Annotated in this window: 23 protein-coding genes; 12 read left to right on the top strand and 11 right to left on the bottom strand. The window is 65.5% G+C overall.

What is annotated here, in order from left to right; translation table 11 throughout:
- Positions 1-40: 40 nt before the first annotated feature.
- Positions 41-997 (bottom strand): non-homologous end-joining DNA ligase, encoded by a 957-nt coding sequence (ligD, locus tag OIE68_RS41070; RefSeq protein ID WP_327096264.1) that lies wholly within the window; start codon positions 995-997, stop codon positions 41-43.
- 112 nt (positions 998-1,109) lie between these two features.
- Between ligD and OIE68_RS41075 the strand changes: the two genes are divergently transcribed.
- The 4 genes from OIE68_RS41075 (at position 1,110) to OIE68_RS41090 (ending at position 3,848) form a co-directional block, all read left to right on the top strand.
- Complete coding sequence (locus OIE68_RS41075; protein WP_327096265.1) at positions 1,110-1,550, top strand: MarR family winged helix-turn-helix transcriptional regulator; 441 nt, start codon at positions 1,110-1,112, stop codon at positions 1,548-1,550.
- The gene (locus OIE68_RS41080; protein WP_327096266.1) at positions 1,547-2,950 is read left to right on the top strand and encodes an MFS transporter; all 1,404 of its coding nucleotides are present in this window, start codon (positions 1,547-1,549) and stop codon (positions 2,948-2,950) included. The genes OIE68_RS41075 and OIE68_RS41080 overlap by 4 nt, the downstream gene beginning before the upstream one ends.
- A gap of 43 nt (positions 2,951-2,993) precedes the next feature.
- On the top strand, positions 2,994-3,575 hold the full coding sequence (locus tag OIE68_RS41085) for a hydrolase (protein WP_327096267.1): 582 nt from the start codon (positions 2,994-2,996) through the stop codon (positions 3,573-3,575).
- Between the two features lie 63 nt (positions 3,576-3,638).
- Entirely contained in the window at positions 3,639-3,848 is a 210-nt protein-coding gene (locus tag OIE68_RS41090) for a hypothetical protein (protein WP_327096268.1), read from the top strand.
- A 27-nt stretch (positions 3,849-3,875) separates the two neighbouring features.
- On the opposite strand, the gene OIE68_RS41095 is transcribed toward OIE68_RS41090, so the two are convergent.
- Together OIE68_RS41095 and OIE68_RS41100 are read right to left on the bottom strand one after the other, a co-directional pair.
- Positions 3,876-4,034 carry a hypothetical protein gene (locus OIE68_RS41095; RefSeq protein ID WP_327096269.1) on the bottom strand — a complete coding sequence of 53 codons (159 nt, stop codon included), beginning with the start codon at positions 4,032-4,034 and terminating at the stop codon, positions 3,876-3,878.
- A gap of 106 nt (positions 4,035-4,140) precedes the next feature.
- Positions 4,141-6,288 (bottom strand): ATP-dependent DNA helicase RecQ, encoded by a 2,148-nt coding sequence (locus OIE68_RS41100; protein ID WP_327096270.1) that lies wholly within the window; start codon positions 6,286-6,288, stop codon positions 4,141-4,143.
- Between the two features lie 208 nt (positions 6,289-6,496).
- Here OIE68_RS41100 and OIE68_RS41105 point away from each other — a divergent pair, with 208 nt between their 5' ends.
- Complete coding sequence (locus OIE68_RS41105; protein WP_327096271.1) at positions 6,497-6,979, top strand: hypothetical protein; 483 nt, start codon at positions 6,497-6,499, stop codon at positions 6,977-6,979.
- A 166-nt stretch (positions 6,980-7,145) separates the two neighbouring features.
- Here OIE68_RS41105 and OIE68_RS41110 read toward each other — a convergent pair whose 3' ends face one another.
- The gene (locus OIE68_RS41110; RefSeq protein WP_327096272.1) at positions 7,146-7,388 is read right to left on the bottom strand and encodes a hypothetical protein; all 243 of its coding nucleotides are present in this window, start codon (positions 7,386-7,388) and stop codon (positions 7,146-7,148) included.
- Between the two features lie 253 nt (positions 7,389-7,641).
- Positions 7,642-8,865 carry an RtcB family protein gene (locus OIE68_RS41115; RefSeq protein ID WP_327096273.1) on the bottom strand — a complete coding sequence of 408 codons (1,224 nt, stop codon included), beginning with the start codon at positions 8,863-8,865 and terminating at the stop codon, positions 7,642-7,644.
- A gap of 203 nt (positions 8,866-9,068) precedes the next feature.
- Here OIE68_RS41115 and OIE68_RS41120 point away from each other — a divergent pair, with 203 nt between their 5' ends.
- On the top strand, positions 9,069-9,809 hold the full coding sequence (locus tag OIE68_RS41120; protein ID WP_327096274.1) for a DsbA family protein: 741 nt from the start codon (positions 9,069-9,071) through the stop codon (positions 9,807-9,809).
- Here OIE68_RS41120 and OIE68_RS41125 read toward each other — a convergent pair.
- Positions 9,806-10,861, bottom strand: a complete 1,056-nt coding sequence (locus OIE68_RS41125; protein ID WP_327096275.1) for an amidohydrolase family protein — start codon at positions 10,859-10,861, stop codon at positions 9,806-9,808. The two genes, OIE68_RS41120 and OIE68_RS41125, sit on opposite strands and share 4 nt — an antisense overlap.
- A 1-nt stretch (position 10,862) precedes the next feature.
- A complete protein-coding gene (locus OIE68_RS41130) occupies positions 10,863-12,236 on the bottom strand; it encodes a glutamine synthetase family protein (protein WP_327096276.1) in 1,374 nt (457 codons plus the stop codon).
- Between the two features lie 244 nt (positions 12,237-12,480).
- On the opposite strand from OIE68_RS41130, the gene OIE68_RS41135 reads away from it, so the two are divergent.
- The gene (locus tag OIE68_RS41135; protein WP_327096277.1) at positions 12,481-15,909 is read left to right on the top strand and encodes a protein kinase domain-containing protein; all 3,429 of its coding nucleotides are present in this window, start codon (positions 12,481-12,483) and stop codon (positions 15,907-15,909) included.
- Positions 15,910-16,689: 780 nt separating this feature from the next.
- Positions 16,690-17,724, top strand: coding sequence for an alpha/beta hydrolase family protein (locus tag OIE68_RS41140; protein ID WP_327096278.1), 1,035 nt, complete (start codon positions 16,690-16,692; stop codon positions 17,722-17,724).
- 158 nt (positions 17,725-17,882) lie between these two features.
- Here the strand turns inward: OIE68_RS41140 and OIE68_RS41145 are convergent, their stop codons facing one another.
- Entirely contained in the window at positions 17,883-18,095 is a 213-nt protein-coding gene (locus tag OIE68_RS41145) for a DUF397 domain-containing protein (protein WP_327096280.1), read from the bottom strand.
- Positions 18,085-19,194 carry a helix-turn-helix transcriptional regulator gene (locus OIE68_RS41150; protein ID WP_327096281.1) on the bottom strand — a complete coding sequence of 370 codons (1,110 nt, stop codon included), beginning with the start codon at positions 19,192-19,194 and terminating at the stop codon, positions 18,085-18,087. The genes OIE68_RS41145 and OIE68_RS41150 overlap by 11 nt, the downstream gene beginning before the upstream one ends.
- 29 nt (positions 19,195-19,223) lie before the next feature.
- On the opposite strand from OIE68_RS41150, the gene OIE68_RS41155 reads away from it, so the two are divergent.
- Genes OIE68_RS41155 through OIE68_RS41165 form a run of 3 tightly spaced genes read left to right on the top strand, consistent with a single transcriptional unit; the run spans position 19,224 to position 20,186 of the window.
- Positions 19,224-19,592 carry a hypothetical protein gene (locus OIE68_RS41155; RefSeq protein WP_327096282.1) on the top strand — a complete coding sequence of 123 codons (369 nt, stop codon included), beginning with the start codon at positions 19,224-19,226 and terminating at the stop codon, positions 19,590-19,592.
- Positions 19,592-19,921, top strand: a complete 330-nt coding sequence (locus OIE68_RS41160) for a hypothetical protein (protein WP_327096283.1) — start codon at positions 19,592-19,594, stop codon at positions 19,919-19,921. The genes OIE68_RS41155 and OIE68_RS41160 overlap by 1 nt, the downstream gene beginning before the upstream one ends.
- Before the next feature lie 10 nt (positions 19,922-19,931).
- Positions 19,932-20,186, top strand: a complete 255-nt coding sequence (locus OIE68_RS41165) for a hypothetical protein (protein ID WP_327096284.1) — start codon at positions 19,932-19,934, stop codon at positions 20,184-20,186.
- A 288-nt stretch (positions 20,187-20,474) separates the two neighbouring features.
- Here the strand turns inward: OIE68_RS41165 and OIE68_RS41170 are convergent, their stop codons facing one another.
- Entirely contained in the window at positions 20,475-21,872 is a 1,398-nt protein-coding gene (locus OIE68_RS41170) for a PQQ-binding-like beta-propeller repeat protein (protein WP_327096285.1), read from the bottom strand.
- A 155-nt stretch (positions 21,873-22,027) separates the two neighbouring features.
- Positions 22,028-22,126: a DUF2510 domain-containing protein gene (locus OIE68_RS47320; protein ID WP_419150639.1), complete on the bottom strand. Its 99-nt coding sequence runs from the start codon at positions 22,124-22,126 to the stop codon at positions 22,028-22,030.
- A 187-nt stretch (positions 22,127-22,313) separates the two neighbouring features.
- Here OIE68_RS47320 and OIE68_RS41175 point away from each other — a divergent pair, with 187 nt between their 5' ends.
- Positions 22,314-23,579: a glutamate-5-semialdehyde dehydrogenase gene (locus tag OIE68_RS41175; RefSeq protein ID WP_327096286.1), complete on the top strand. Its 1,266-nt coding sequence runs from the start codon at positions 22,314-22,316 to the stop codon at positions 23,577-23,579.
- Positions 23,580-23,632 lie beyond the last annotated feature (53 nt).

The following is a 23,632-nucleotide window of genomic DNA, read 5'->3' on the forward strand; positions in this document are numbered from 1 at the left end:
GGTGTCTTTTGTCCGGTCCGGGCCGTTCGAGTTCGGGCGGTCAGTCCTCGTCGAGTTCGACGTCCAGATTGTCGCGCTCGGCCCACTCCAGCAGTTGGTCGATGCGGAACACCGCCTCGTCGATGCCCTCGTGCAGATCGCCGAATTCGGCGAAGCGGGCGGGGACCGTCTTCATGGTGAAGTCGCGCGGGTCGACATCGGGTATCTCGTCCCAGCGGATGGGGGTAGAGACCGTCGCCTCCGGGACGCCGCGCACCGAATAGGCGGCGGCGATGGTGTGGTCGCGGGCGTTCTGATTGTAGTCGACGAACAGCAGTTTCGGATCGCGGTCCTTGCGCCACCAGGTGGTGGTCACATCGTCGGGCGCGCGGCGCTCGACCTCGTGCGCGAAGGCCAGTGCCGCCCGGCGCACCTCGGTGAAACCCCACTCCGGCGCGATGCGCACATAGATGTGCATGCCCTTGCCCCCGGAGGTTTTCGGCCAGCCGACCGCGCCCAGCTCGTCGAGTACTTCCTGCGCGACGCCCGCGACTCGCTGCACCCGCGACCACGGGCAATCCGGCATCGGGTCCAGGTCGATGCGCCATTCGTCGGGTCGCTCGGTGTCATCGCGGCGCGAGTTCCACGGATGGAACTCGACCGTGGACATCTGCACCGCCCAGATGACATCGGCCAGCTTGTCCACGCAGAGTTCGTCCGCATGCCGGCCGTAGCGCGGAAAGAAGACGCGCACAGTGGGAATCCAGTCCGGCGCACCGGCGGGCAGCCGCTTCTGATGCACCTTGTCCCCCGCGAGCCCCTTGGGGAACCGATGCAGCATGCACGGCCTATCCCGCAGCGCGCGGACGATGCCGTCGCCGACGCTCAGGTAGTACTGCACCAGGTCGAGCTTGGTCGCACCGGACTCCGGGAAGTAGATCCGGTCCGGATTGGACACGCGGACGGTGCGGTCGCCGACATCGAGTTCGACGGCGGGCGACGCGGACTTACTGGCCACGGTCCGACGATATCGGTTCGGTGGGTCCCCCGCCGGTGTCCCGAGTTGTATACAGCTAAAACTGTGTAGTTAAAACTGTACAGTTGAGGCTGAGTAAATTAGAGTCGATGGCATGGACGAGAAGATCTCCGAATCGGCCGTCCGAGCCGCCAGTGAGGTGCGGGTTGTCGTCGGCAGGCTGCGGCGGCGCCTGCGCGAACTGGCCGCCGATGACGACCTAACCCCCTCGCAGGCGGCGGTACTGAGTCGCCTGGATCGGGACGGCGCGGCATCCACCAGTGATCTGGCGGCGGCCGAACGGGTGCGGCCGCAGTCGATGGCAATGACCGTCGCGGCGCTGGATCGCTACGGATTCGTGGCGCGTCGTCCGGATCCCACGGACGGGCGCAGGCAATTGCTGTCGTTGACCGCTGCGGGCCGTGAGCGACTGAAGGGCGACCGGCAGGTGCGTCAGGAGTGGTTGGCGCGCACGCTGCACGAGCGGTATACCGAGGCGCAGCGGCGCACCATCCTCGAAGCGCTCGCATTGCTGGACGATGTGGCGCAATCATGACGGCCGTCGAAGAGCGCTCCGGATCATTCACTGGTACAAGGGGATTCGATCACAGGCTGATCGCGCCGATGATCCTCGGCTCGATTCTGAATCCGATCAACTCCTCGATGCTGGCGGTTGCGCTGGTACCGATCGGCAAGGCGTTCGGCGCGCCGCCATCGGAAACCATCTGGCTGGTGTCGGCGCTGTATCTGGCCACCGCGGTCGGGCAGCCGGTGGTCGGGCGGCTCGTCGACCGATACGGGCCGCGCACGCTCTATCTGCTCGGTACCGCTTTGGTCGGTATCGCGGGTGTACTCGGTGCCGTCGCACCGGGGCTCGGTGTCCTGATCCTGTCCAGGGTGCTGCTCGGCTTCGGCACCTCCGCGGCGTATCCGGCCTCGATGTTCTTGTTGCGCAGCGAATCCGAGCGCACCGGATTGCAGAGTCCGGCCGGGGTGCTCGCCATGTTGTCGATCGCCAATCAGGTGATGGCGGTGCTCGGGCCGACGCTGGGTGGGGCGCTGATCGGTGTCGGCGGTTGGCATCTGATTTTCACTGTCAATGTGCCGTTATCGCTGGCTTGTCTGGCGCTCGGGCGGATGAGTTTGCCCAAGCTGGCCGAACTGCCCGCGAGCGTGCGGGCACGGCAGGGTGGTGGCGTGGATATCACCGGCATGGTGTTGTTCGCGGGAACGCTGGTCGTCTCGATGCTGTTTCTGATGAAACCGGCTGTTGCGCACTGGTATCTGCTCGTGCTCGCCGGTGTGGTGGGTATCGGATTCGTGCTGCGGGAGTTGCACGCCGCCCAGCCGTTCATCGATCTGCGAGTGCTCGGCGGCAATGCGCCGTTGCTGGCCACCTATGGCCGCCAGGTGCTCGCGTTCGTCACGGCTTATGCCTTCCTGTACGGCTTTACGCAATGGCTGGAGGAGGGACGGTCGCTGAGTGCGTCCGTGGCCGGACTGGTGCTGCTACCGATGTCGTTGAGCGCCATCGCGATTACCGCGATTACCGCGCGGCGTCGCCAGGTGCGCGGCAAGCTCGTCGCCGGTGCTCTGCTGCAGGTCGCGGCGTGTGCGTGCCTGCTGCTGCTCGGTCCGCACACCGGGATCTGGCTGCTCGTGGTGGTCGGTGTGCTGAGTGGTCTGCCGCAGGGACTCAACGGGCTCGCCAATCAGAACGCCCTGTATCACCAGGCCGATCCGGCGCGGATGGCGTCGTCGGCCGGATTATTGCGCACCGGAACGTATCTCGGTGCGCTGATCGCGGCGGCGGCCGATGCCGCGGTATTTCCGCACGTCGCGGACAGTGCCGGAGTGCACGAGCTGGCCCTGTTGCTGCTCGTCGTCTCGGTGCTGCTGGTCATCGTCACGCTCACCGACCGCTCGCTCGCGCGGGTCGGACGCGACTGCGCCTGATCCTGTTATGTCCCAAGATAATTCAGCCAAGAAAGGGTAATTCATGCCGGTCACCACACTCGACGAGCGCACCGCCCTGGTCGTCATCGACCTCCAGCAAGGCATTGTCGCCGCACCGCGCCAACCACATTCGGCCGCCGCGGTCATCGAGAATTCCGCCGCACTCGTCCACGCATTCCGGGAGCACGGCCTGCCGGTAGTACTTGTCCGCGTCTCGTTCGCGCCCGATGGTGCCGATCAGGTGAAGGGGCGCAATGAATTTCCGTATCCGGGCGGAAACCCGCCCGAGGGTTGGGACCGGATCGTGGACGAGCTCATCGGCCATCCGGAGGATATCCACGTCACCAAGCGCAACTGGGGCGCGTTCTACGGCACCGACCTCGATCTGCAACTGCGTCGCCGCGGCATCACCCAGATCGTGCTCGCCGGAATCGCCACCAGCATTGGCGTCGAATCCACCGCCCGCGCCGCGCACGAACACGGCTACCACGTCACCCTGGCCGTCGACGCCATGACCGACTCCGATGCCGAGGCCCACCAGCACAGCATCAGCAAGATCTTCCCGCGTCTCGGCGAAACCGGCAGCACCGCCGAAATCGTCGAACTGCTCGCCGCGACCCGCTGACCCGCGGCTTCGCCTGTTGTGAACACCGATGCCATCCGGAGCGAACGGGCGCACACTGGCGAGATGATGACCAAGCTGACGCGAGCGATTCGTCGACTGTTCGGCCGGGGCGCGGTGCCCGCCGGCGGTGGTCAGGGACCTGGTGAGGCCGGTGGCGGAGCCGCGGGCGTCCGCGAGCCGCGCAGGCCGATACCGCCGGACGACCGACTGAGCGACACCAAGCGGATCGAGCCGGACCCGCCGACGCTTCGACTACCGGACGCGCGCCAGTAGGGCGCGTCCGGTGACCCCCGCGCGGGCTCAGTCGGGCCCGCGCAGCTCCGGCATAGGCGGTAGCTCGGTGGTATCGGCGATCGGGTCGATGCGCAGGTTGTCCAAGGATTCGAAGAATGCCTCGGCCGAGCCGTACCGCGCTTTGACCTCCTCCAGCAGCCGTTTTGCGGGAAGGTTCGAGTACATAGGCATATCGTGACCGATAATCCCGGTCCGAAACATTAGTTAGCCAAATATTTGCCGATTTGTTAGTTGCTGATCGGCAAACGGCGGGTTCGCGGAGCGAATCCGACTAGGTCTGGCTGGCGAGTGCGAATGGCAGTACTGCTGGTGCCCCCGCGTCGCGCAGCGCATGAGCCGCCACGGTCAGCGTCCAGCCGGTATCGGAGAGTGCGTCGACGAGCAGGATCGGACCGTCCACCGAACTCAGATCCGGGATCAGCCAGGAGTCGAACAGTCCGGCCACCCGGTGGGCCGAGTTCGCGGCGGACACCGGCGGCCGGTCCGGACGCAGTTGCAGGGTACCGAGGTCACGCAAACGGCCGACCTCGGCGAGGCGGGCAGCGAGGGTGGCGGTGAGCACCGGATAGCGGTGCGATTCGAGGGCCATTACCGCGGTCGGGCGCGTCGTCCAGTTCCACTCGCGAAGCACCGCGATGCAGGCGTCGAACACCGCATCCGGAACCGGATCGTCGGGCGCATCCAGCAGGGCGCGCAGGCGCTGACCCCAGCCGAGATCGGTGAGCCGACCGAGCGCACGGCCGGTCTGCGCACCGTTGGTGATCTTGCCGGACAACGGAATACCGAGTTTTGCCATCCCGGTCGGCCACTGCTTACGCGGGGCGAGATCGAGGCCGGGACGGTCCAGCCGGGCGCGGGTCGCGGCGATGGCCGAGGAGTCGATGGTGGTATCGAGGCGGGTGCCCGTGCAGTTGTCGCAGCGGCCGCAGCCCGGCGCGTCGGCCTCGAGTGCGGGCAAGCCCGGATCGTCGAGTTGGCGGCGCAGAAACTGCATCCGGCAGCCGGTGGTGCGCTGATAGTCGATCATCGCCTGCTGTTCGACCTCGCGGGCCGCGGCGAGACGTTCATAGCGTTCGGTGTCATAGACCCACGGCTGTCCGGTGGCGATCCAACCGCCGCGGACCCGCCGCACCGCGCCGTCCACATCGAGCACCTTGAGCACCATTTCCAGTCGCGAGCGGTTCAGCTCGACCATAGGCTCGAGCGCGACGGTGGACATGGCCCGGTCGAAATCCAGTGCGTCGAGTACCGAGCGCACGATGTGCTCGCGCGGAAAGGCGACGGAGGCAAAGTAACTCCAGATCCTGGCGTCCTCCGGCCCGGGCAGCAGCACCACCTCGGCGCGATCGGTGCCACGACCGGCACGACCCACCTGCTGGTAGTAGGCGATGGGGGAGGACGGTGCGCCGACGTGCACCACGAAACCAAGATCGGGTTTGTCGAAGCCCATACCGAGCGCCGAGGTGGCGATCAGTGCCTTCACCTCGTTGTTCAGCAGCGCCGCCTCCAGCGCCTCGCGTTCGGCGGTATCGGTCTGCCCGGTGTAGGCGGCGACATTGTGTCCATGCGAATTAAGCACGTCGGCGAGGTCGTGCGCGGCGGCGACGGTGAGGGTGTAGACGATGCCGGAGCCGGCCAGCTTGTCGAGGTGTCCGCTGAGCCATGCGGTGCGCTCGACGGCGTCGTCGAAACGCACCACCGACATGTGCAGTGATTCGCGATCCAAGGTTCCGCGCAGCACCAACGGGGGTGGCAGGCCGACGGAGTCGGCGTCGGTACCGATCTGGGTGGCGACATCGGTGACCACCCGATCGTTGGCGGTCGCGGTGGTCGCGAGCACCGGCACATCGGAGCCGAGATCGGCGATCAGGGTGCGGATGCGGCGGTAGTCGGGCCGGAAGTCGTGACCCCAGTCCGAGACGCAGTGCGCCTCGTCGATCACAACCAGTCCGGCGTCGGCGGCCAGCCTGGGCAATACCTGGTCGCGGAAGTCCGGATTGTTCAGTCGCTCCGGGCTGACCAGCAGCACATCCACCTCGCCCGCGGCCACCCGATCGTGGATCTCATCCCATTCGGTGACATTGCCGGAGTTGATGGTCGCCGCGACGACGCCCGCCCGTTCGGCGGCCGCGACCTGGTTGCGCATCAGCGCCAGCAGCGGCGACACGATCACCGTCGGCCCGCGCCCCGCCCGCCGCAGCAGCTTGGCCGCGATGAAATACACCGCCGACTTACCCCAACCGGTGCGCTGCACCACCAGCGCTCGGCGTCGCTGCACGATGAGCGCCTCGATCGCCGTCCACTGATCCTCGCGCAATTGCGCCCGCGCACCCGCTAGATCGCGCAGCAACTCCTCGGCCCGCTCGCGCAGGTCGGGAGCAGTGAGGTCGATCGCTGAGGTACCGGCCGCGGTGGTCATGCGCTCCATCGTGCCTGATGGCACCGACATCGATACCGACGACCGTGCCGCGCGGTATCCGCTCGGCGGATCGAAGGTCCCGGTCGTTACCGGTGGATACCGACATCTCCGGCGCCGCCAGGGCGGCCGAAACGGCGAAATATCCCTGGGCAACGGACAATAGGATGAGACGATTGCTCCGCACCGTGGGACCGCGCAGGAGGCAGCCATGACCAACTACGAGCCGCCGCCGGGTTGGTCGCCACCCGGTGCCCAATTCCGCAGTACCGGTGGATTCGGGCGGACCGTTTTCGGCATACTGACCGGTCTGGTCGTGACGCCGGTCGGGATCGGACTTGCCGCGCACGCGGCGCTGGATACCCGGCAGTGGGTCATTCTCGGATCCGCGGCAAATCGGGCCGGGTCGACGTTCCAGATCGTCGGCGGGGCGCTGTTGCTGCTCCTGGTGGCCGCGCTTGCCGCGTACTCGCCGGCTGGGACGGTGCTGGCCGGACTGGTCTGGGGTGTGGTGCCGGGTTTCGTGTATTTCCTGTTCCCGGATGACACCTGGCGGATCATTCATGACGATCTGCCGCTGTTGTCCGATGAGATGCGGCAAGCGCTGATCACCTGGGTGACCAGCGGTTTCCCTTTCATCCTCGGCGTCCTGCTGCTCGGTGCGGGCGTGGCAGGGACGCTGCGGCGACGCTGAGCGGCCGAATTGCATCTGTTCCCGCAATTCGACCGCTAGTTCCGAGTCCAGTCAGGTGCGCTCCGCAAACGGGTGTCGGTGTTGATCTTGGCCGCAATCCGTTGTACCGCACATTTTTTGTTGACGATGTGGTGAAACACCTTGCGCCACAACAACCGTAGGCGACCTACTCCTCTTCATCACGTAGGACCTCACCCGATCGCCTCGACGTCTGCCGCACACGAACGACCCGACCATCCTGCACCACCAGATCGGTGTCGTAGCCGCGCGGCTTGTTGAGGTAGGACAAGAATCTTTGACGAGGCAATTTCGAACCGCCCGCGACGTTCTTGTAGCTCGCGAGAACGTCTTCGGTACTCGACTGTCGCTTGGTCTGTCCCAGCAAAGCGACGAGCTCTGCCTCACTCATTCCGAGAACGACCTGCTCCGGACCGACAGTGTCCCTTTTCCGACCGAACACGATCCAAACCTCCTCCGTGGCCTACGGATCCCGGATCCGACCGTACTCGCACGTACTACCGGCCGGTTGACATTCCAACGGATTCCGAATCAGCGGACGTCGTGGATTGGGCTCGTAGCATGATGCGTGTCCACTCCAGCTGCGCGCGAACCGATTACACCGCTTCGCCACACCGATGCGCGACGACTGCTCGAGAATCGCATCACCCCTTCACGCACAGCACCTGACGCAACGTCGCGACGATATCGACCAGATCGCTCTGCGCGGCGATCACCTCGTCGATGTCCTTGTACGCGGCCGGGATCTCGTCGACCACACCCGCGTCCTTGCGTGATTCCACGCCCTCGGTCTGCGCGATCAGATCCGCGACGGTGAACTGCTTCTTCGCCGCGTTCCGGCTCATCCGCCGACCCGCACCGTGCGATGCCGACTGGAACGAGGCCGGATTTCCCTTGCCGCGCACCACATATGAGCGTGTGCCCATCGAACCTGGAATCAACGCCAGATCGCCAGCGCCTGCCCGCACCGCGCCCTTCCGGGTGACCAGCATCGGAACACCGTCGATCTCCTCCTCTGCCACATAATTGTGATGACAGCTGATCGGCTCGTCGAAAAGCACCTCGCGCCCGGCAAATTCCGCACGTACCGCACCGCATACCAGCGAAAGCATGACCGCGCGGTTGCGTGCGGCGTATTCCTGCGCCCAGGTCAGATCGCGCCGGTAGGCTTCCATTTCCGGTGTGCCGGAAAGGAATACGGCCAGATCACGATCGGGTAGGTCCTGGTTGTGCGGCAGTGCGCGTGCGACGGTCATATGGCGTTCGGCGAGTTCCTTGCCGATATTGCGGCTACCGGAGTGCAGCAGGATCCACACCGAGTCGTGCTCGTCCAGGCAGACTTCGATGAAGTGATTGCCGCCGCCTAGCGAGCCGATCTGCTTGTGCGCCTTGGACTCGAGCGCCTGTACGCCTGGATTCAGCGAGCCGAACTCGGACCAGAAACGCGACCAGCCACGGACGTGCTTGGCCAACTCGCCATGTGAGGTGGCGAACTGCGCTCCCAGCTTCGCGACGTCGACCGCATCCTTATGCGACTGGAACCCCACCGGAACCGCCGCCTCGATGCGCGAGCGCAGCGAATGCAGATTGTCCGGCAGGTCGGCGGCGGTGAGGTCGGTCTTCACGCTCTCCATGCCGCAGCCGATATCCACGCCGACGGCCGCGGGTGCGACGGCATGGCGCATGGCGATCACAGAGCCGACGGTCGCACCCTTGCCGAGGTGCACATCGGGCATGACGCGGACGCCGTGGACCCATGGCAGTTGCGCGATATTCCGCAGCTGCCGCAGCGCGGCCTGCTCGATTTCGTGCTCGTTGGCCCACATGAGCGTCTGCGCCTTGGTACCGCGCAGCTCGACGGGAAACATGGGGAACGTCCTTTCTCGTTTGGTCTGTTCCCCTTCAACGCTAGATTCCCCCAGGTCGACGCGCACTTAATTATTCGCATCCTCGCCTCCGAGAAATCGCCGGTCAGGCGACACCGGGTCGCTACCGACGAGCACGCGGTGTTCCGCGACCGCTATCGTGCGGGGCGGAACTGTTCGGCGAGCGAAAGCCTGGTGAAGCTACGGTGAGCACCCCTCAGGGCGGATGGTCGGGTCCGCCATCGGCGTCTCGGTCCACCAATCCCGCTGTTGTCATTCTGGTCGCGGTTGCCGCGCTGCTGGCCGTCGTCGTGGGCGTGGTCGGCGTAGTTGTGATGCAGAAGAGCAACGTCATTTCGGGTGCCGCGGCGGCAGCGGGCGCCAGTTCCGGGACGACCCCGGCGGGCGTGACCGCCACCGGTGCGGTCCGCGTCGGTGATTCGAATGCGAAGGTCGTCGTTCGCGTGGTCGCGGATCTGCAGTGCCCTGCATGCAAATCATTCGAGAAGCGCAACGCCAAGACCCTCGAAGACGCCGCCAAGAACGGCACGGCCATCATCGAATACGACGTCATCTCGTTCTTGGACCGCGCCTCCAGCACCCAATACTCCTCGCGCGCCGCGAACGCGTCGTATTGTGTTGCCGGACAAGACCATTCGAAGTATCAGGGCTGGTTCGCCGCGATGTTCGAACAGCAGCCCGCCGAGGGCGGCAGTGGCCTGCCCGACAGCAAACTCGTCGAGATCGCCAAGAATGCGGGCTACACCGACCCGTCGGTTGCTCAATGCATTACCGATCGCAAATACGACACCTATCTCCGTGACAAAACCGACCAGGTCCTGAACGGCGACGTCAACGCCACTCCGACCGTCTTCGTCAACGGTGAGAAACTCGACTCCAGCCAGCTGTCCAACGGACTCGACGCCGCCATCGCCGCCGCACGCTAGGGATAGGTGCGCACGGCGTTTCCACGGGCGATCGCGATGACGAGCCCTTCGGCATCGGCGAGAGTGATGGCGTCGTCGGCGATCCAATCGTCAAGTAGGCGGCCGAGACCGCGCCGCCACAGCAGTGCGCCGAGGTAGTGCAGCTCGGGGAGTCCGTAGCCGTCGGAGGAGTAGAGCATCGACCGGAACGGCGCGAGTTCGAGCGCTTCGCCGAGTACCGCCGAGGCTCGTTGTCCCACGTAGGGGATTGTCAGGCCGAGGTCCAGGTGCACATGGTCGAAGGCATGCGCGAGGTAGGCGGCATTGCGGTGGAAGGGCCAGCAGTGCAGCAGCATGACCGATAGTCCGGAGCCCGAGGTGGCGTGCAGGAAGTCGGTGAGCAGCAGCGGATCGGTGTGCTGGAGCCGCAGATCCGTATCGCCGAATCCGGTGTGGAACTGCAGCGGCAGGCCGAATTCCGCTCCGATGCGGGCACCGAGTCCGACCAGCCAGCCGAGCGTCGCCGGATCGGTGAGGCGCAGTTCGTGGATGATCGTCGATGGCAGGGTATCGGTGACGGGAAAGTTCAGACCATAGCGGTAGGCCACGATTGTCTTGAGGCCGACCGCATTTCGGGCCCGACCACGCAATGTGGTTTCGATATCCTCGAAAGGCATTGTCGCGATGCTGACTTCGGCGATTACCTGTTCGGCTATCTGTTCGAGCCTGACGATCTCACGCACCTCGCCAGGGGCGACCGCAGCGAATTCCGCTCGGCCACCGCCGAATCCGGTATCGAGAAACCATCGCGTGGTGCCGGAGGCGCGCAGCAGTCGGGTGGTCGTTTCACGCCAGCCGAGTTCGGCCCTGCGCGCCAGATACCTTTCCGGATCGGCATGCGGCTCCAGGTCGAGAATCGGTGCGCACCAACGCCTTACGGCAAGGCCAATAGCAGAATCGAAGGTGCCGCGTTGCCCTTCGCCGAGCAGTCGCTCGAAACCGGGGCGGTCCAGATCCGCGGCGACGACGCCGTGACAATGGTGATCGGTGAGTGCGACACCATCGGTGAGCACGCTAGAACCGCCAGCGGGTCATCTCGATCACCTTGGCCGGGCTGATATCCCGATAGCGTTCGGCCTCGGCGCGGCGCACGGTGAGCAGCGCGTCGTGCAGTTCGCCCCCGAGTGCCTCGGCGAGCACCTTGGAGTCGGCGAGTGCGTCGGCGGCCTCCATCGAACTGGTCGGCAACCGTCGCACACCCGACAGCATGAGTTTTTCCGCGTCGAATCCCATTGGGTCGCCAGTGATCTCGGTCGGCAGCCGCAGTTCTTCGGCGACACCGGCGAGTCCGGCCGCGATCACCGTACCGACGATCAGATACGGATTACCGGTCGCGTCGAAACATTTGACCTCGGCATTGGCTGCCCAGTCTTCGGTGCCCTGCACACCGGTGATGAAGCGCAGCGCCGCCTCCCGCGTCTCCCGGCCCCAGCACTGCCAGACCCCGGCCCACCGCGAGGGTTGCAGCCGGAGAAAACTCGCCGGATTGCCTGCGCCGATCGCGACCAATGCGGGCAGTTCCCGCAGCACACCGGCCAGGAACGCCTCGCCCGCGCGGCGCATGCCGTGGGGCCCCTCGCCCTGCGCCAAGAGCGGTCCTTCGTCGTCTTGCAGCGAAAAATGCAGGTGCGCACCGGAACCCGCACCGCTGGGCTCGATGCACGGCGCGAGCAGCGCACGCCAACCGTATTGCGCGCTCACCTGCCGGATGGTGTGCCGTACCAGGATCGCGTCATCCGCGGCAGCGACCGGATCATTGGGTGCGACCGACAATTCCAGTTGCGACAGCGCGTACTCCGGATGGAACTGATCGACAGCGATCTCCTGACGCTCCAACGCCGCGACGAGATCACTGGCGTACTCGCCCACCTGGCTCAACCGGATCAAGCTGTAGGCGGGCCCGAATACCACTGGGACGAAATCGTTTTCGACATCGCCGCGCCCGACCGACCACTCCGTCTCGAATGCCATCGAAATCCGCAGACCGGCATTCTGGGCCACCTGCGTCTGCCGGGTCGCGAAGGCGCGCTGACAGGCGACGAAGCGAGTGCCGTCCTGGGTGAACTTATCGGCAGGCGCCCAGGCCCACCCCGGCTGACAGGCGAGTTCGGTCAATCGCGACAGATCGGGAATCAGTCGCAGATCACCATCGGGTCCGCCGAGATACCGCCCGACCGACATCAGATCATCGAAGGTGAACGTCTCGAAACAGGGCGACACCCCGATGCCGAATTTGGCGGCCTGTGCCAACCGCCCCTTCGGCACCGCCTTCACCCTGGTTATCCCGGCATTGTCCACAAAAGTCAGGGCAACCATATGGGCCTCGAGGTGCCCGATAAACGCATCGTGGGCACCCTCGGCCGGTATCCGATCCGGCATGGTGGGCATGAGTCCCAAGATAATCCGCCCTCGCCCGCTTCGGGACGGACTCGGCCTACCTCGTCGCGCCGCGCCAGTTCGGCGGCCCGCACGCTGCTCGCGTCGTGGCGGCTTATGATCGACCTGTCGGGACCAGCTGGTTTTCGACTCGAGAGGTGAGTACATGAGTCGCTCGTGGTGCGGTCGGGGTGGCAGCCCGCCGCGAACGCGCGTATTTCCGGGAAGTCTGCGCCGATGATCGGTTGAGCGGTCGGTGTCCGACGGCAAGGCCGAGGGGACGCAACGCGACCTGACTTTCGGCATCGCAGCGGAACTGGCTGCGGCCGGGTTCGCCGACGCCCAAGAGATCGGCCGCGGCGCGTTCGGCATCGTGTACCGATGCACCGAGTCCGCACTCGATCGGGACGTGGCGGTCAAGGTGCTCGGCTCCACGGTCGACGATGACGACCGGACCCGCTTCCTGCGCGAACAACGTGCGCTGGGGAAGTTCTCGACTCACCCGAATATCGTCCAGGTGCTGACGACCGACGTCACCCCCACCGGACGGCCGTTCATCGTGATGCCCTTCCACCTCAGGGGCTCACTCGACGCTCGGATTCGCGCAGACGGACCGTTGCCGTGGCAGGACGTGCTGGCCGTGGGCGTGAAGTTGGCGGGTGCGCTGGCGACCGCGCACGCCTGCGGCGTCATCCATCGCGACGTCAATCCCGCAAATGTGCTGATCAGCGACTACGGTGAACCGCAGCTGTCGGACTTCGGTATCGCGCGCATCGGCGGCGCATTCGAGACAGCGGCGGGACTCGTTGCGGGGACCCCCGCCTACACGGCTCCGGAGGTGATACGCGGCGAACCTCCGACGGTTCTCTCCGATATCTACGGGCTGGGCGCGACGCTGTTCGCGGTTCTCACCGGACACGCCGCGTTCGAGCGCCAGTCGGGCGAGTCGATGGTGGCGCAGTTCGTGCGCATCACCTCCGAACCCGTACCCGACCTGCGAGCCGCCGGTGTACCGGCAATGGTGTGCGCCATCCTGGAAGCCGCGATGGCCACCGACCCCGCCGACCGGCCCGCCACCGCCCGGGACGTCGGCGAGCGGTTGCGCACCGTGCAGTTCTCCTGCGGGCTGCCGGTGGACACGATGGCCGCCCCGGAGCCCGACGGACCCGTCGAAACCGTGTCGGTCGCGGGCGGTCCGCCGATCCCGCCGACAACGTCGACCGCCGCAAGCATGTTGCCGCCGCAATCGGCCCCGAAGACCCGGTTCCGTCCACCGACGACGCTGCGCCGGCTGGTGAATCGCCCGCGGTTGCTGGAGACCTTACGGGAGGGACAATCCAGGCGACTGGTCCTCATTCATGGCCCGGCCGGTTTCGGCAAGAGCAGCCTGGCCGCACAGTGGGCGCATGCGCTCGACGTGGACGGCGTCCGGGCGGCCTGGTTGGCGATCGCCGAGGACGACAACAATGTCGTGTGGTTCCTGAGCCACTTGGTGGAGGCGATTCGGCAGGTCCGTCCCGCGCTCGCGATCGAACTGACGCAGATTCTCGAGGAGCATTCCGCCGCCGCGGCGCCGCAGGTGATGACGGCCCTGATCAACGAGATCGACGACAATGCGGAGCCCGTTGCCGTCGTGATCGACGATTGGCACTTGGTGACCAGTCCGGCGACCCTCGCCGCGATGGAGTTCCTGCTCGACAACGGGGGCCAGTACCTGCGATTGATCGTCACCAGCCGCACTCGCACCGGTCTTCCGTTGGGGCGCATGAGCGTTCAGGACGAACTGGTGGAAATCGACGAGACCGCACTGCGCTTCGATTCCGGGGAAACGACGGATTTCCTGGTCGGTGCGAAGAGATTGCACCTATCCGACGCCGATGTCGACCGGCTGCGCGAGTCGACGGAGGGCTGGGTGGCGGCGTTGCAGCTCGCCTCACTGTCACTGCGCGGCAAGGAGGATCCCGGTGGCTACCTGGACCAGATCACGGGGCAGCACTACGCCATCGGCGAATACCTGATGGAAAACGTCGTCGGTGAGCTCGAACCGACGATGCTCGACTTCGTCATTCGGACCGCGGTCACCGACACCATCTGCGGAGGTCTCGCGGAGGCGCTGACCGGAGTGCGGTCCGGGCAGGAACAGCTCGAGGAGGTCCGGCGCCGAGACCTGTTCCTGCGCAGCATCGATGACGAGCTGCGGTGGTTCCGCTATCACGCGCTCTTCGCGGACTTCTTGCGCCGCAGACTGATCCGGCAGCATCCCGGCTTGCTCGAACAGCTCCATCTGATCGCGTCGACCTGGTTTGCCGGGCACGAAATGCTCACCGAAGCCGTGGATCACGCACTCGCGGCCGGCGCCGCCGAGCAGGCGAAACAACTGGTGCAAGAACACGCCGACACGCTGATCGAAGATTCCCGCATGGCCACCTTCCTAGGGCTGGTGAAGAAGCTGCCCGCCGCGATCACGGTTGCCGATCCACAACTGCAACTGTCGGTGGCCTGGGCCAACATCTCGCTGCAGCGCCCTGCCGCCACCCGGAACGCGCTGGATCGCGTGGACGCGGCACTGGCAACCGCCGCACCGGACGATCCCGGGACCGCGGATCTGCGCATCCAGGCCGATGTGACGCGAGCCGCGGAATACCTTGTGACGGACCGGTTCAAGGATTTCCCGGATGCCGCCGAGGCATGGCTGGGGCAGCCGGTACGACCGTTCTTCGCCAGCGTCGCGGCCACCACCGCGGAAGCGGCCGCCTACTACCGTTTCGACTTTGCCGGCGCCCGCCGCTGGCACGCATGGGCCGAGCCCTACCGGACGCGCATCAACGGCCCGGCCGGCGTGGTGTATGGCACCTGCATCGCGGGCCAAGCCACCGCCGAAGAACTCGATATCGCCGGCGCCGAGGCGCTCTTCCGCTCCGCGCTCACCCTCGCCCGGAGTACCGGCAGCCAATCCCACGCGACTCGGATGGCCAGCGGGCTGCTCGGTGAATTGCTCTACCAGAAAGGGCAATACGCCGAAGCCGCCGAGCTGCTGACATCCGGCCCCGGCGTCGCGGCCGGCGCTATGGAATTCCTGGTCGCCACCTACGGGACCGGTGCCAGGCTGGTGGCAATGCGCGGCGATCTCGATGCCGCACGAAGACGGTTGGACGAGGGGCAAATGGTCGCGGAGCATATCGCCCTGCCACGGTTGACCGCCCGCATTGTGAACGAGCGGGTACGCCTGGGTCTGCCGATCACCGACGCAGACCGGCAGACGCTAGAGCACCTGCCCGCGTACCAGCGGCAACCGAACCACCCACTCGCGATCACCGCCGAACTCACCCACGAGTCGGCCATTCGTCTGCTACTCGCCCAACAGTCACCGGCCGCCGCCGAGCGCTGCGTCGCCGCCGCCGAACAGATCCTCGCTGAAATCCGTACCCAACCTCGCCCCCGCGCTCTCTTACAGGCTCAATTGCTATACGGCGGTTGCCTTTCCGTCGCCGGACGAACCGATCAGGCGATCGCCTGCCTGACTCCGGCACTTTCCCGCTGCGCCGAACTCGGTCTCGTCCGAGTGGCCGTAGACAGTGCCCCCGCGCTTGCGCCGGTCGTGGAAGCCCTGCTCGCTGCCCCGGAGGCACCCGACCGCCCACCCCGATCTTTCCTGCGACAGATCCTGAACGAGATCGACGCCTGAGAGCTGAAACAGGATGGGCCTCAGTCCATTACGTGTCAGACTCAGGCCGTTGACCCCGATCGCTTCGGGGCGCTGTTAGGTGGTGAGCGGGGTCGACTCGCCGTCTTGCACGCCTGCCGCGAATGCATCCCACTCGCCAGGTGTCGGATTACCGGTCGCGTCGAAACATTGACCTCGGCATTGGCCGCCCGGTCCTTCTTGCGCGGGTAAATGCGACGTGATATCGGACAGATTCGGTTTATCTAACAAGGCGAGATGCTTGTGGTGGCATCACTCGCCGCAAAAGCGGCGCGGAAAAAGCCGGTGACGTTTGCCACGGGCGTAGGTGTAGTTGGGGTCGTTGTCCTCGCGGAAGTGGCGGATGGTGTTGTCGAGGCAGCTCTGCAGGTGGGATTGGAGGAGTTGGGGTCAGCGGGATCGGCGCGGAGGACATTGTCGTTGTGGCGCAACAGGTATCGGCCATCGGGGAAGCCCAATGGTGTGGAGATCGCGGGCCGTGGTGGGGGGCGATCGGTGATGGGCTCGGGCAGACTGCGCCGCCGGTATCATCCAAACACCCGCGACAACTAAAACGGAATCAATCCGCCCAGCAGTGAGAAATGTAGCTTCGTGATCTTTACTTGGCGTGTGTCTTGCTATCTCGGAGAACCCGCAGCGCGGTCGGTCGGCGTCGGAGTAGGGAGCAAAAGGAATAAATCACCCGAAAGCTCCGATATCGGACTCGAGCGTCCAGCGTGGTGGGCCGCGACGTTGCGGGTTGTCGGCGAAGTTGCCTCGGTAGTGTCGGTAGTGCTGCTGGCTGTCGGCACGGCTGCTGCCGAGGCGCCTACGTCGGGCCCGGACCTCGGGCCGCCGGGCGGATATCACGCTCCCGCCGAGAGCGGCACCGGCCTTCCTGCCCAGCCGGTCATTACCGGGATCGAGCCGATCACCGACCGTTGGCTGCGGGTGTCCGTGCAATCGCCGTCGATGAATCGGGTCGTACAGGTGCAGGTGCTGCTCCCGGCCGACCGCAGCCGGCCGCGACCCACCCTGTACATGCTCGACGGGCGCGGCGCTCCCGAGAACGCCAGCAGCTGGACCGAGTACGGGCACGCGGTGGAGTTCTTCGCCGACAAGAACGTCAACGTCGTGCTGACCACCGGAGGGCCCGCCAACCTCTACGCCGACTGGCAACGCCGAGACCCCGTCCTGGGCACCAACAAATGGGAAACCTTTCTCATCCGCGAACTGCCCCCACTGATCGACGCTCAGTTCGAGGGCAACGGGCACAAGGCAATCGAAGGCGTGTCGATGGGCGGCGAGGCCGCGATGATGCTTACGATGCGCAACCCGGACGCCTACCGGGCGGTGGCGGCCCACAGCGGCTGCTACAGCGTCGCCCCAGGGCCCGGGCAAGCCCAGGCCCGCGCGATCGTGAAAACCTACGGCGGCGACCCCGACAACATGTTCGGGACCACCGACGATCCCGACTGGATCGCCCACGACGTCATGACACACGCGGAAGCCCTGCGCGGCACCGCAATCTACCTGTCCAGCGGCAGCGGGATTCCGGGGGAGCACGATATTCCCGGCCAGGTGGACGACTTCGCCGACGCCATCACCGTTGGTGGCTCCCTGGAAGCAGGCGCGTACGTATGCCTTGCCAAGCTCTCCGATCGGCTGGCGAAACTGCGGATTCCCGCGACGGTGAACCTGCGGCCCACCGGCACGCATTCGTGGCCGTATTGGGCCGACGAATTGGTCCGGTCCTGGCCGCTCATCTCCCACGCGCTCGACATCGACACGTCGTTGTCGACCACGGACCACAAGTAGGGCCGGTAGCGGCAGGCCGACGCGCGCATCTTCGAAACGATCGAACGTCTCTCGCCGCTGCTCAGTGGTCGATCTGGATTCGCTGGCTGAAAACCTAACGGCCTCAGTCCATTACGTGTGGGACTGAGGCCGTTGGCTGTGGTCGGGTAGGGGAGTTGTTACGCGGTGGGGTAGGTGAACTCACCGTCTTGTACGCCTGCTGCGAAGGCATCCCATTCGCCGGGAGTGAATACCAGTGCTGGGCCGGTTGGATTCTTCGAGTCTCGGACGCCGACGCTGCTTCCGTCGAGCCATGCCACTTCGACGCATTGGGCGCTGCCTTCGCTGTAGCTGCTCTTGAACCAGTTCACCCCGGATAGGTCAACGCTCACGACGCTCGTGCTCCTTCGCTACCTGCCGCAACAGGTTTCTGCTTTCCACCTCATCCAGACATGCATCCTGGATGGCCGTAGCAAGCTCACTATAGAACCGTACGTCGGCTGGCTTCTCGAGATAGACGTCCTGCGCTGCGCCGCCGTCGATAAATACCACTGGAGGCTCGACTGGTTCCCCCTTGGTGGTGCGCTCGAACTCCAGGATGATGAACGAACTGTAGGGCGTCCCCCAGGTCAAGCCTGCACTGAAGGGATGTATCCGCAGCGTGATGTTGGGTCGCTTGGACATTTCGGCGAGATGCTTCAATTGCGCGGCCATGATTCTCGGGGTGCCGATCACTCGGTGAAGCACCGACTCGTGCAGGATCACCTCCAACTGGATCGGGTTCGTCTTGCGCTTGATGAGAGCTTGTCGCTTCATCCGGTGCTCCACGCGCCGGTCGACGTCCTCGGGACTGGTGAACTTGGGGAACGCGCCGATGATTGCGCGGGCGTACTCGGCCGTCTGGAGCAGGCCGGGGACATGTTGCTCGTGGTAGGTGGTGAGTCGGCGTGCTGCGGCTTCGAGCCCGACATACATGCTGAACGCGGTGCTGAAAAGGCCGCCGTATACGTGGTACCAATTCTTGAACCTGGCTTGGGTCGCGAGATCGACTGCGGCACGGGTGTCTTCGCGTCCAACGTCGTACACCTCACACAGTGCCTGCACATCCTGCCTCTGGACCTTCTGAATCTGTCCGGTCTCGATGCGCTGCAGCACGGCTCTCGATAGGTCGACCAATTGGGCGGCTTCGGCGATCGTGAATCCGGTTGCTTCGCGGCGATCGCGAAGGAACCGTCCGAGCTGGCGGCGCGGCAGGGTCGACGATGGGCCATCCTCTTCGGTGCTGGTCACGGGGGTCTCCTGGAATCGAGTCACATCGGATCGGAAACTGAGCCTGTTTTCACCACGGAACCGAGTCCCGTTCTGGCGCTTCGGAGCAATCGCAATCGAGTTCTCGTTTCTGCTGGCCGCGAGCAGTTGCTGATGCTGTGCTGTGCACGGCGTTCGAGATGAGAACTGATGAGGCGCGAGACCTGCTCGGCCGCCACCCACCGTAATCCATCGACCGAAGGGGCGGAGCGATGATGAACAATCAAGTGGCAGAAGTAGATACCGGGCGATTCGACACGCCCAAGGCGGTCGGATTCGTGCGCGGTGACGTGTCCGGACTCGCTGCACCCCGGCACGCGAGCGCAGTGATGCAACACGCCGGGTTACTCGGCTATCAGTACGTGTACACGATACGGCCGCCGCAGGACACTCCCGATCCGATCGGTTACGCGCTCGGCATCGCGTCCGGGCTCGGTGTGGCCGCGATCGTGGTCTACGACCTGGCGCAGGTCGATGATCAACCGGCGCGCGTGTGTGAGGACTTCGATCTCGAAACCGTGTGTCCCGCAACGACATGGGCCAGAGTCGCACACCCGACCGTTGAGACGGGAGCGGCGTGATGGGGGAGGACACGATCCTGGCACCGCCGAGTGTTTGCGGGTATGCCGATATCGAGTTGGCGCACGAGCAGATGCGCGCGCACCGCGCCTGTCGCATCGGGCGGTGCGTGTGGAAGGCGGCGGCGTATTACACGCTGGTTGATGCGGGTCGCCTTGCGCCACAGTCGTTGACGCCGCGTGAGCGTGCTGCCGCTCGCGGGCTCGAGTTCCCACCGATCGGCAGCCAGGTGCACGCGGGCGGTGGGCCGACGTTGCGAACCCTGCGTGAGGTGCTGGACAAACTCACCGAACTAACGCTGCCGGGCGCGGACGGCGGTGACCACGGGTAGTCGGTCCGGGATGAGCGAGCATCGCACCGAGGTGGACGGCTGGCAGGCGATCTGGCGGATCGACAATTGCTGCATTCGAATGATGTTGGTGCGCAATCTATCCGAATCGGAAACGCTGATCTCGATGCCGAGCGTCGTCGCCGCGCCGGATCTGGTGCAGGTCCGTGAGCGGTTCCCGGAACTTGCGCGGTTGTGGGACGCGGTACGGCACGAATATTGGGTTGAATCCCTCGGCCCCGGGAGCAACGGCGCACGATCTGACTGACCGGCATCGATCACGTGAATGGCCCGCACGGGCATAGGTCGGAACTAGTGCCGAGTCCAGATTGCTTGCTGCGCTATCCGCCTCCGGCAGCTCGCCGAGCGTAGTGATATGGCGGTCGAATTCGGCGTGGGCGACCACCATTCGGCTATGTTCGACGGAACCCATCGCCCGAGCAGCGATACGGGCAGAAGCTGTCTGGATACGGAACCAGCTGCTGGCCCGGCTGTTCGGGCCTTTGCGATCGCCAACTGAATGCACCGGTGAGGCTGCGGCTGAATGTCGAAGATCTTATGCCGCAGCGTATCCGGTGAATTCATGCGCGGTCACGGTGACCATGCGGCCACCCATTGCCTTCACCGCCGTGCGAAAGTTGGGTCTACCACTGGGCGGTAGCGGCATCGACCAAGCGCTCGAACCGTCTCCGGCGTCGATCGCGTGCACCGTGATGCCGTCGGTCAGGATGAGATGGCTTGCGTCGGTTATTCCGTCGTAGCGTGAGGTGTTCGTGAACGGCGTCGGCTGCCGCCAGATTCGGTGTCCGTCCGTGAGATCGAGGCCTACCAGCTCTGATCCATCGAGCGATCGAACGATCACAGTGCTATCCACTATTCCTTCTACGGCAGGCATACGTCCGGTGTGCTCGTCGATGCCGATCTGCGCATTGGTCCAGAGGACTCGGCCTGTCGTTCGCTCGTAGGCACTTTCGCCGGTGAGGATCGGCGGCGGCGTCGCGGTCGCGGTCGGGTACCACTCGAGCAGGAAGCTCGCGTTGCTGACCTCGGTGATCGGGTGGCCAATGCGATCGAGAAGCGTGACCCGTCCCGGGCCCCGGTCGCGGCCGATCACCTGCGAAGCGACAATGCCGCCGTCGAACGTATGGCCAACGGGGCCGGTGAACAGCAACTCGCCGGTGCGCAGATCGTAGACGCGAACGTCCTGGTCGTGCCCGTCCTGGAAGTAGTCCTGCGCGATCCTGGGTCTGACAGGGTCGCCGGGAACGGGCGTCGGATACGTCCGCCGCCAGGTGGCGTCGATAGCGGAAACGGTCCCTCGCGTGACGACGGCGGTCATCCAGTCCGCGGTTCGGCCGACTACCGAAACCACGCCGTCGCGCACCCCCGCGTCCATGACCTCGAAGTCCGTCGCATGGTCTGCGAGTACCGCGCCCGTGGCGGCTTCGATGATCAACACCCGATTCGTGCCGTGGCAGGCGATCTTTCCGTCGAATACCTGCTCACGGCAGCCGAGGAGTTCGCCGACATCGGTCGTCCATCGCACCTGGCCGGTATCCGGATCGATGCCGTGCATACGCACCGGTCCGACGGTCAGTCCAACATTTTCGCCCGGCCCAAGCCCACCGGGCACCGCGGTTGCCGCGACGATCATCGGCCCGGCGTCCATCGGTCCGCCATAGCCGTAATAGCGATGCAGCGTCTGCGGCGCGGCCAGCAAAACCGCACCGGGCTCCTCGGACAAGTCGGCAGCGCGCAATGTCCACCGCGGCGCCGGAGCGGAGTCGAGTCGGGGCGAAATCCGGAACCGGCCGCCAGTCGCGGATATCTCCTGCGGCTGCACAGGCGAACGGTTCACCCACACGACCGCGGTGATGCCCGCCACCACAGCCACGACCAGCACCGTGATCCAGATCCTCCACTGATCGGTGAGCCACCTTGCAGCCTTGTTCACTCGGAGGTCTCCTTCATATACGTATCGGGACCAGGCGCTGGGCGGTCCGATACGCAAGATATCGGCTTGTCAGGGCTGAGAACTCAGACCGAACCGAGGCCGACGTGCCGGTTCAGCATGCGGCGTGGATCCAGGAAGACGCGTTGGGGGCAGTGTCAGTGCGTCCGCGGCTGCGCATGCGGCGTCCACTGCTGTCCGTCGAACCAGCGCACTACGCCGGGATTCGCCGGATCCGGATACCACCCCGGTGTCATCGATTGCGCGGGATGGCTCGGTCTGCGAGATCCGGACTGCGATGAGCAGGACGAGCCCGAGGCCCACTCCGACGACCACCAGTGCCACGATCAAGAGCAGCAGGAGTTCCATGCGGCAAGTATTGAGGGGCCGCCGGTCCGCGCCGTGGCTGGAACCGCTTTCGCACCGGTCAGTAGGCTGTTACCCATGACGGCTGGAACCACGACCGAGCAGGATATCCGCGAGACGGTGCACGATGCCGCGCGCAAGGCTCGGGTAGCTTCGCGGGTGCTCGCACAGCTGACCACGGCGCAGAAGGACGAGGCGCTGCATGCGGCGGCCGATGCGTTGCTCGCGGCGGCCGATACCGTGCTCGCTGCCAACGCCGAGGACATCGCGATCGCGCAGGCGGCCGGGACCGAGGAGTCCCTGCTGGACCGGCTGCGGCTGACCAAGGCGCGCATCGACGGCATCGCCTCCGGGTTGCGTCAGGTGGCCGGGCTGCCGGATCCGGTCGGTGTGGTCGTGCGCGGGTCGACGTTGCCGAACGGGCTGGAGATCCGTCAGGTTCGGGTGCCGCTCGGCGTGGTGGGCATGGTCTACGAGGCCCGGCCGAATGTCACCGTCGACGCATTCGGGCTCGCGCTCAAATCCGGCAATGCGGCGCTGCTGCGCGGTTCCTCCTCGGCCGCGCACTCCAATGCCGCATTGGTCACGGTGCTGCGTGAAGCCCTTGTCGCACTGGACATTCCGGCTGATGCGGTACAGCTGCTGCCCAGCCACGACCGCTCCAGCGTGACCCATCTGATCCAGGCCCGCGGCCTGGTCGACGTGGTCATCCCGCGTGGCGGCGCGGGTCTGATCAATGCCGTGGTCCGCGACGCCAAGGTGCCCACCATCGAGACCGGCACCGGCAACTGCCACGTCTACGTGCACGAAGCCGCCGATCTGGAGATGGCCGAGCAGATCTTGATCAATGCCAAGACCCGCCGTCCCAGCGTGTGCAATGCCGCCGAGACGGTGCTCATCGACGATGCGATCGCCACCACCGCCGTGCCCCGGCTGATCGAGGCGCTGGAACGACACGGCGTCACCGTGCACGGCGATCTGCCCGGACTGGTGCCCGCCAACGATCAGGACTGGGGCGAGGAGTACCTCACCCTCGATATCGCGCTCAAGATCGTCAAGGATCTCGACGCGGCTGTCGAGCACATCAACACCTGGGGCACCGGCCACACCGAGGCCATCGTCACCGCTGAACTGGCCGCGGCCCGCGAATTCACCAACCGCGTCGATGCCGCCGCTGTCATGGTGAACGCCTCCACCGCCTTCACCGATGGTGAGCAGTTCGGCTTCGGCGCGGAGATCGGCATCTCCACCCAGAAGTTGCACGCCCGCGGCCCGATGGCACTGCCGGAACTGACCTCGACCAAATGGATCGTCTGGGGCGACGGCCAGATCCGCCCGGTCTAGATTTCGTTCGGCGTAAGAACCGCCGAGCGCTTGCTTCGGGTACTCCCGTAGCT

It is taken from the genome of Nocardia vinacea (assembly GCF_035920345.1).
GTDB lineage: Bacteria > Actinomycetota > Actinomycetes > Mycobacteriales > Mycobacteriaceae > Nocardia > Nocardia vinacea_A.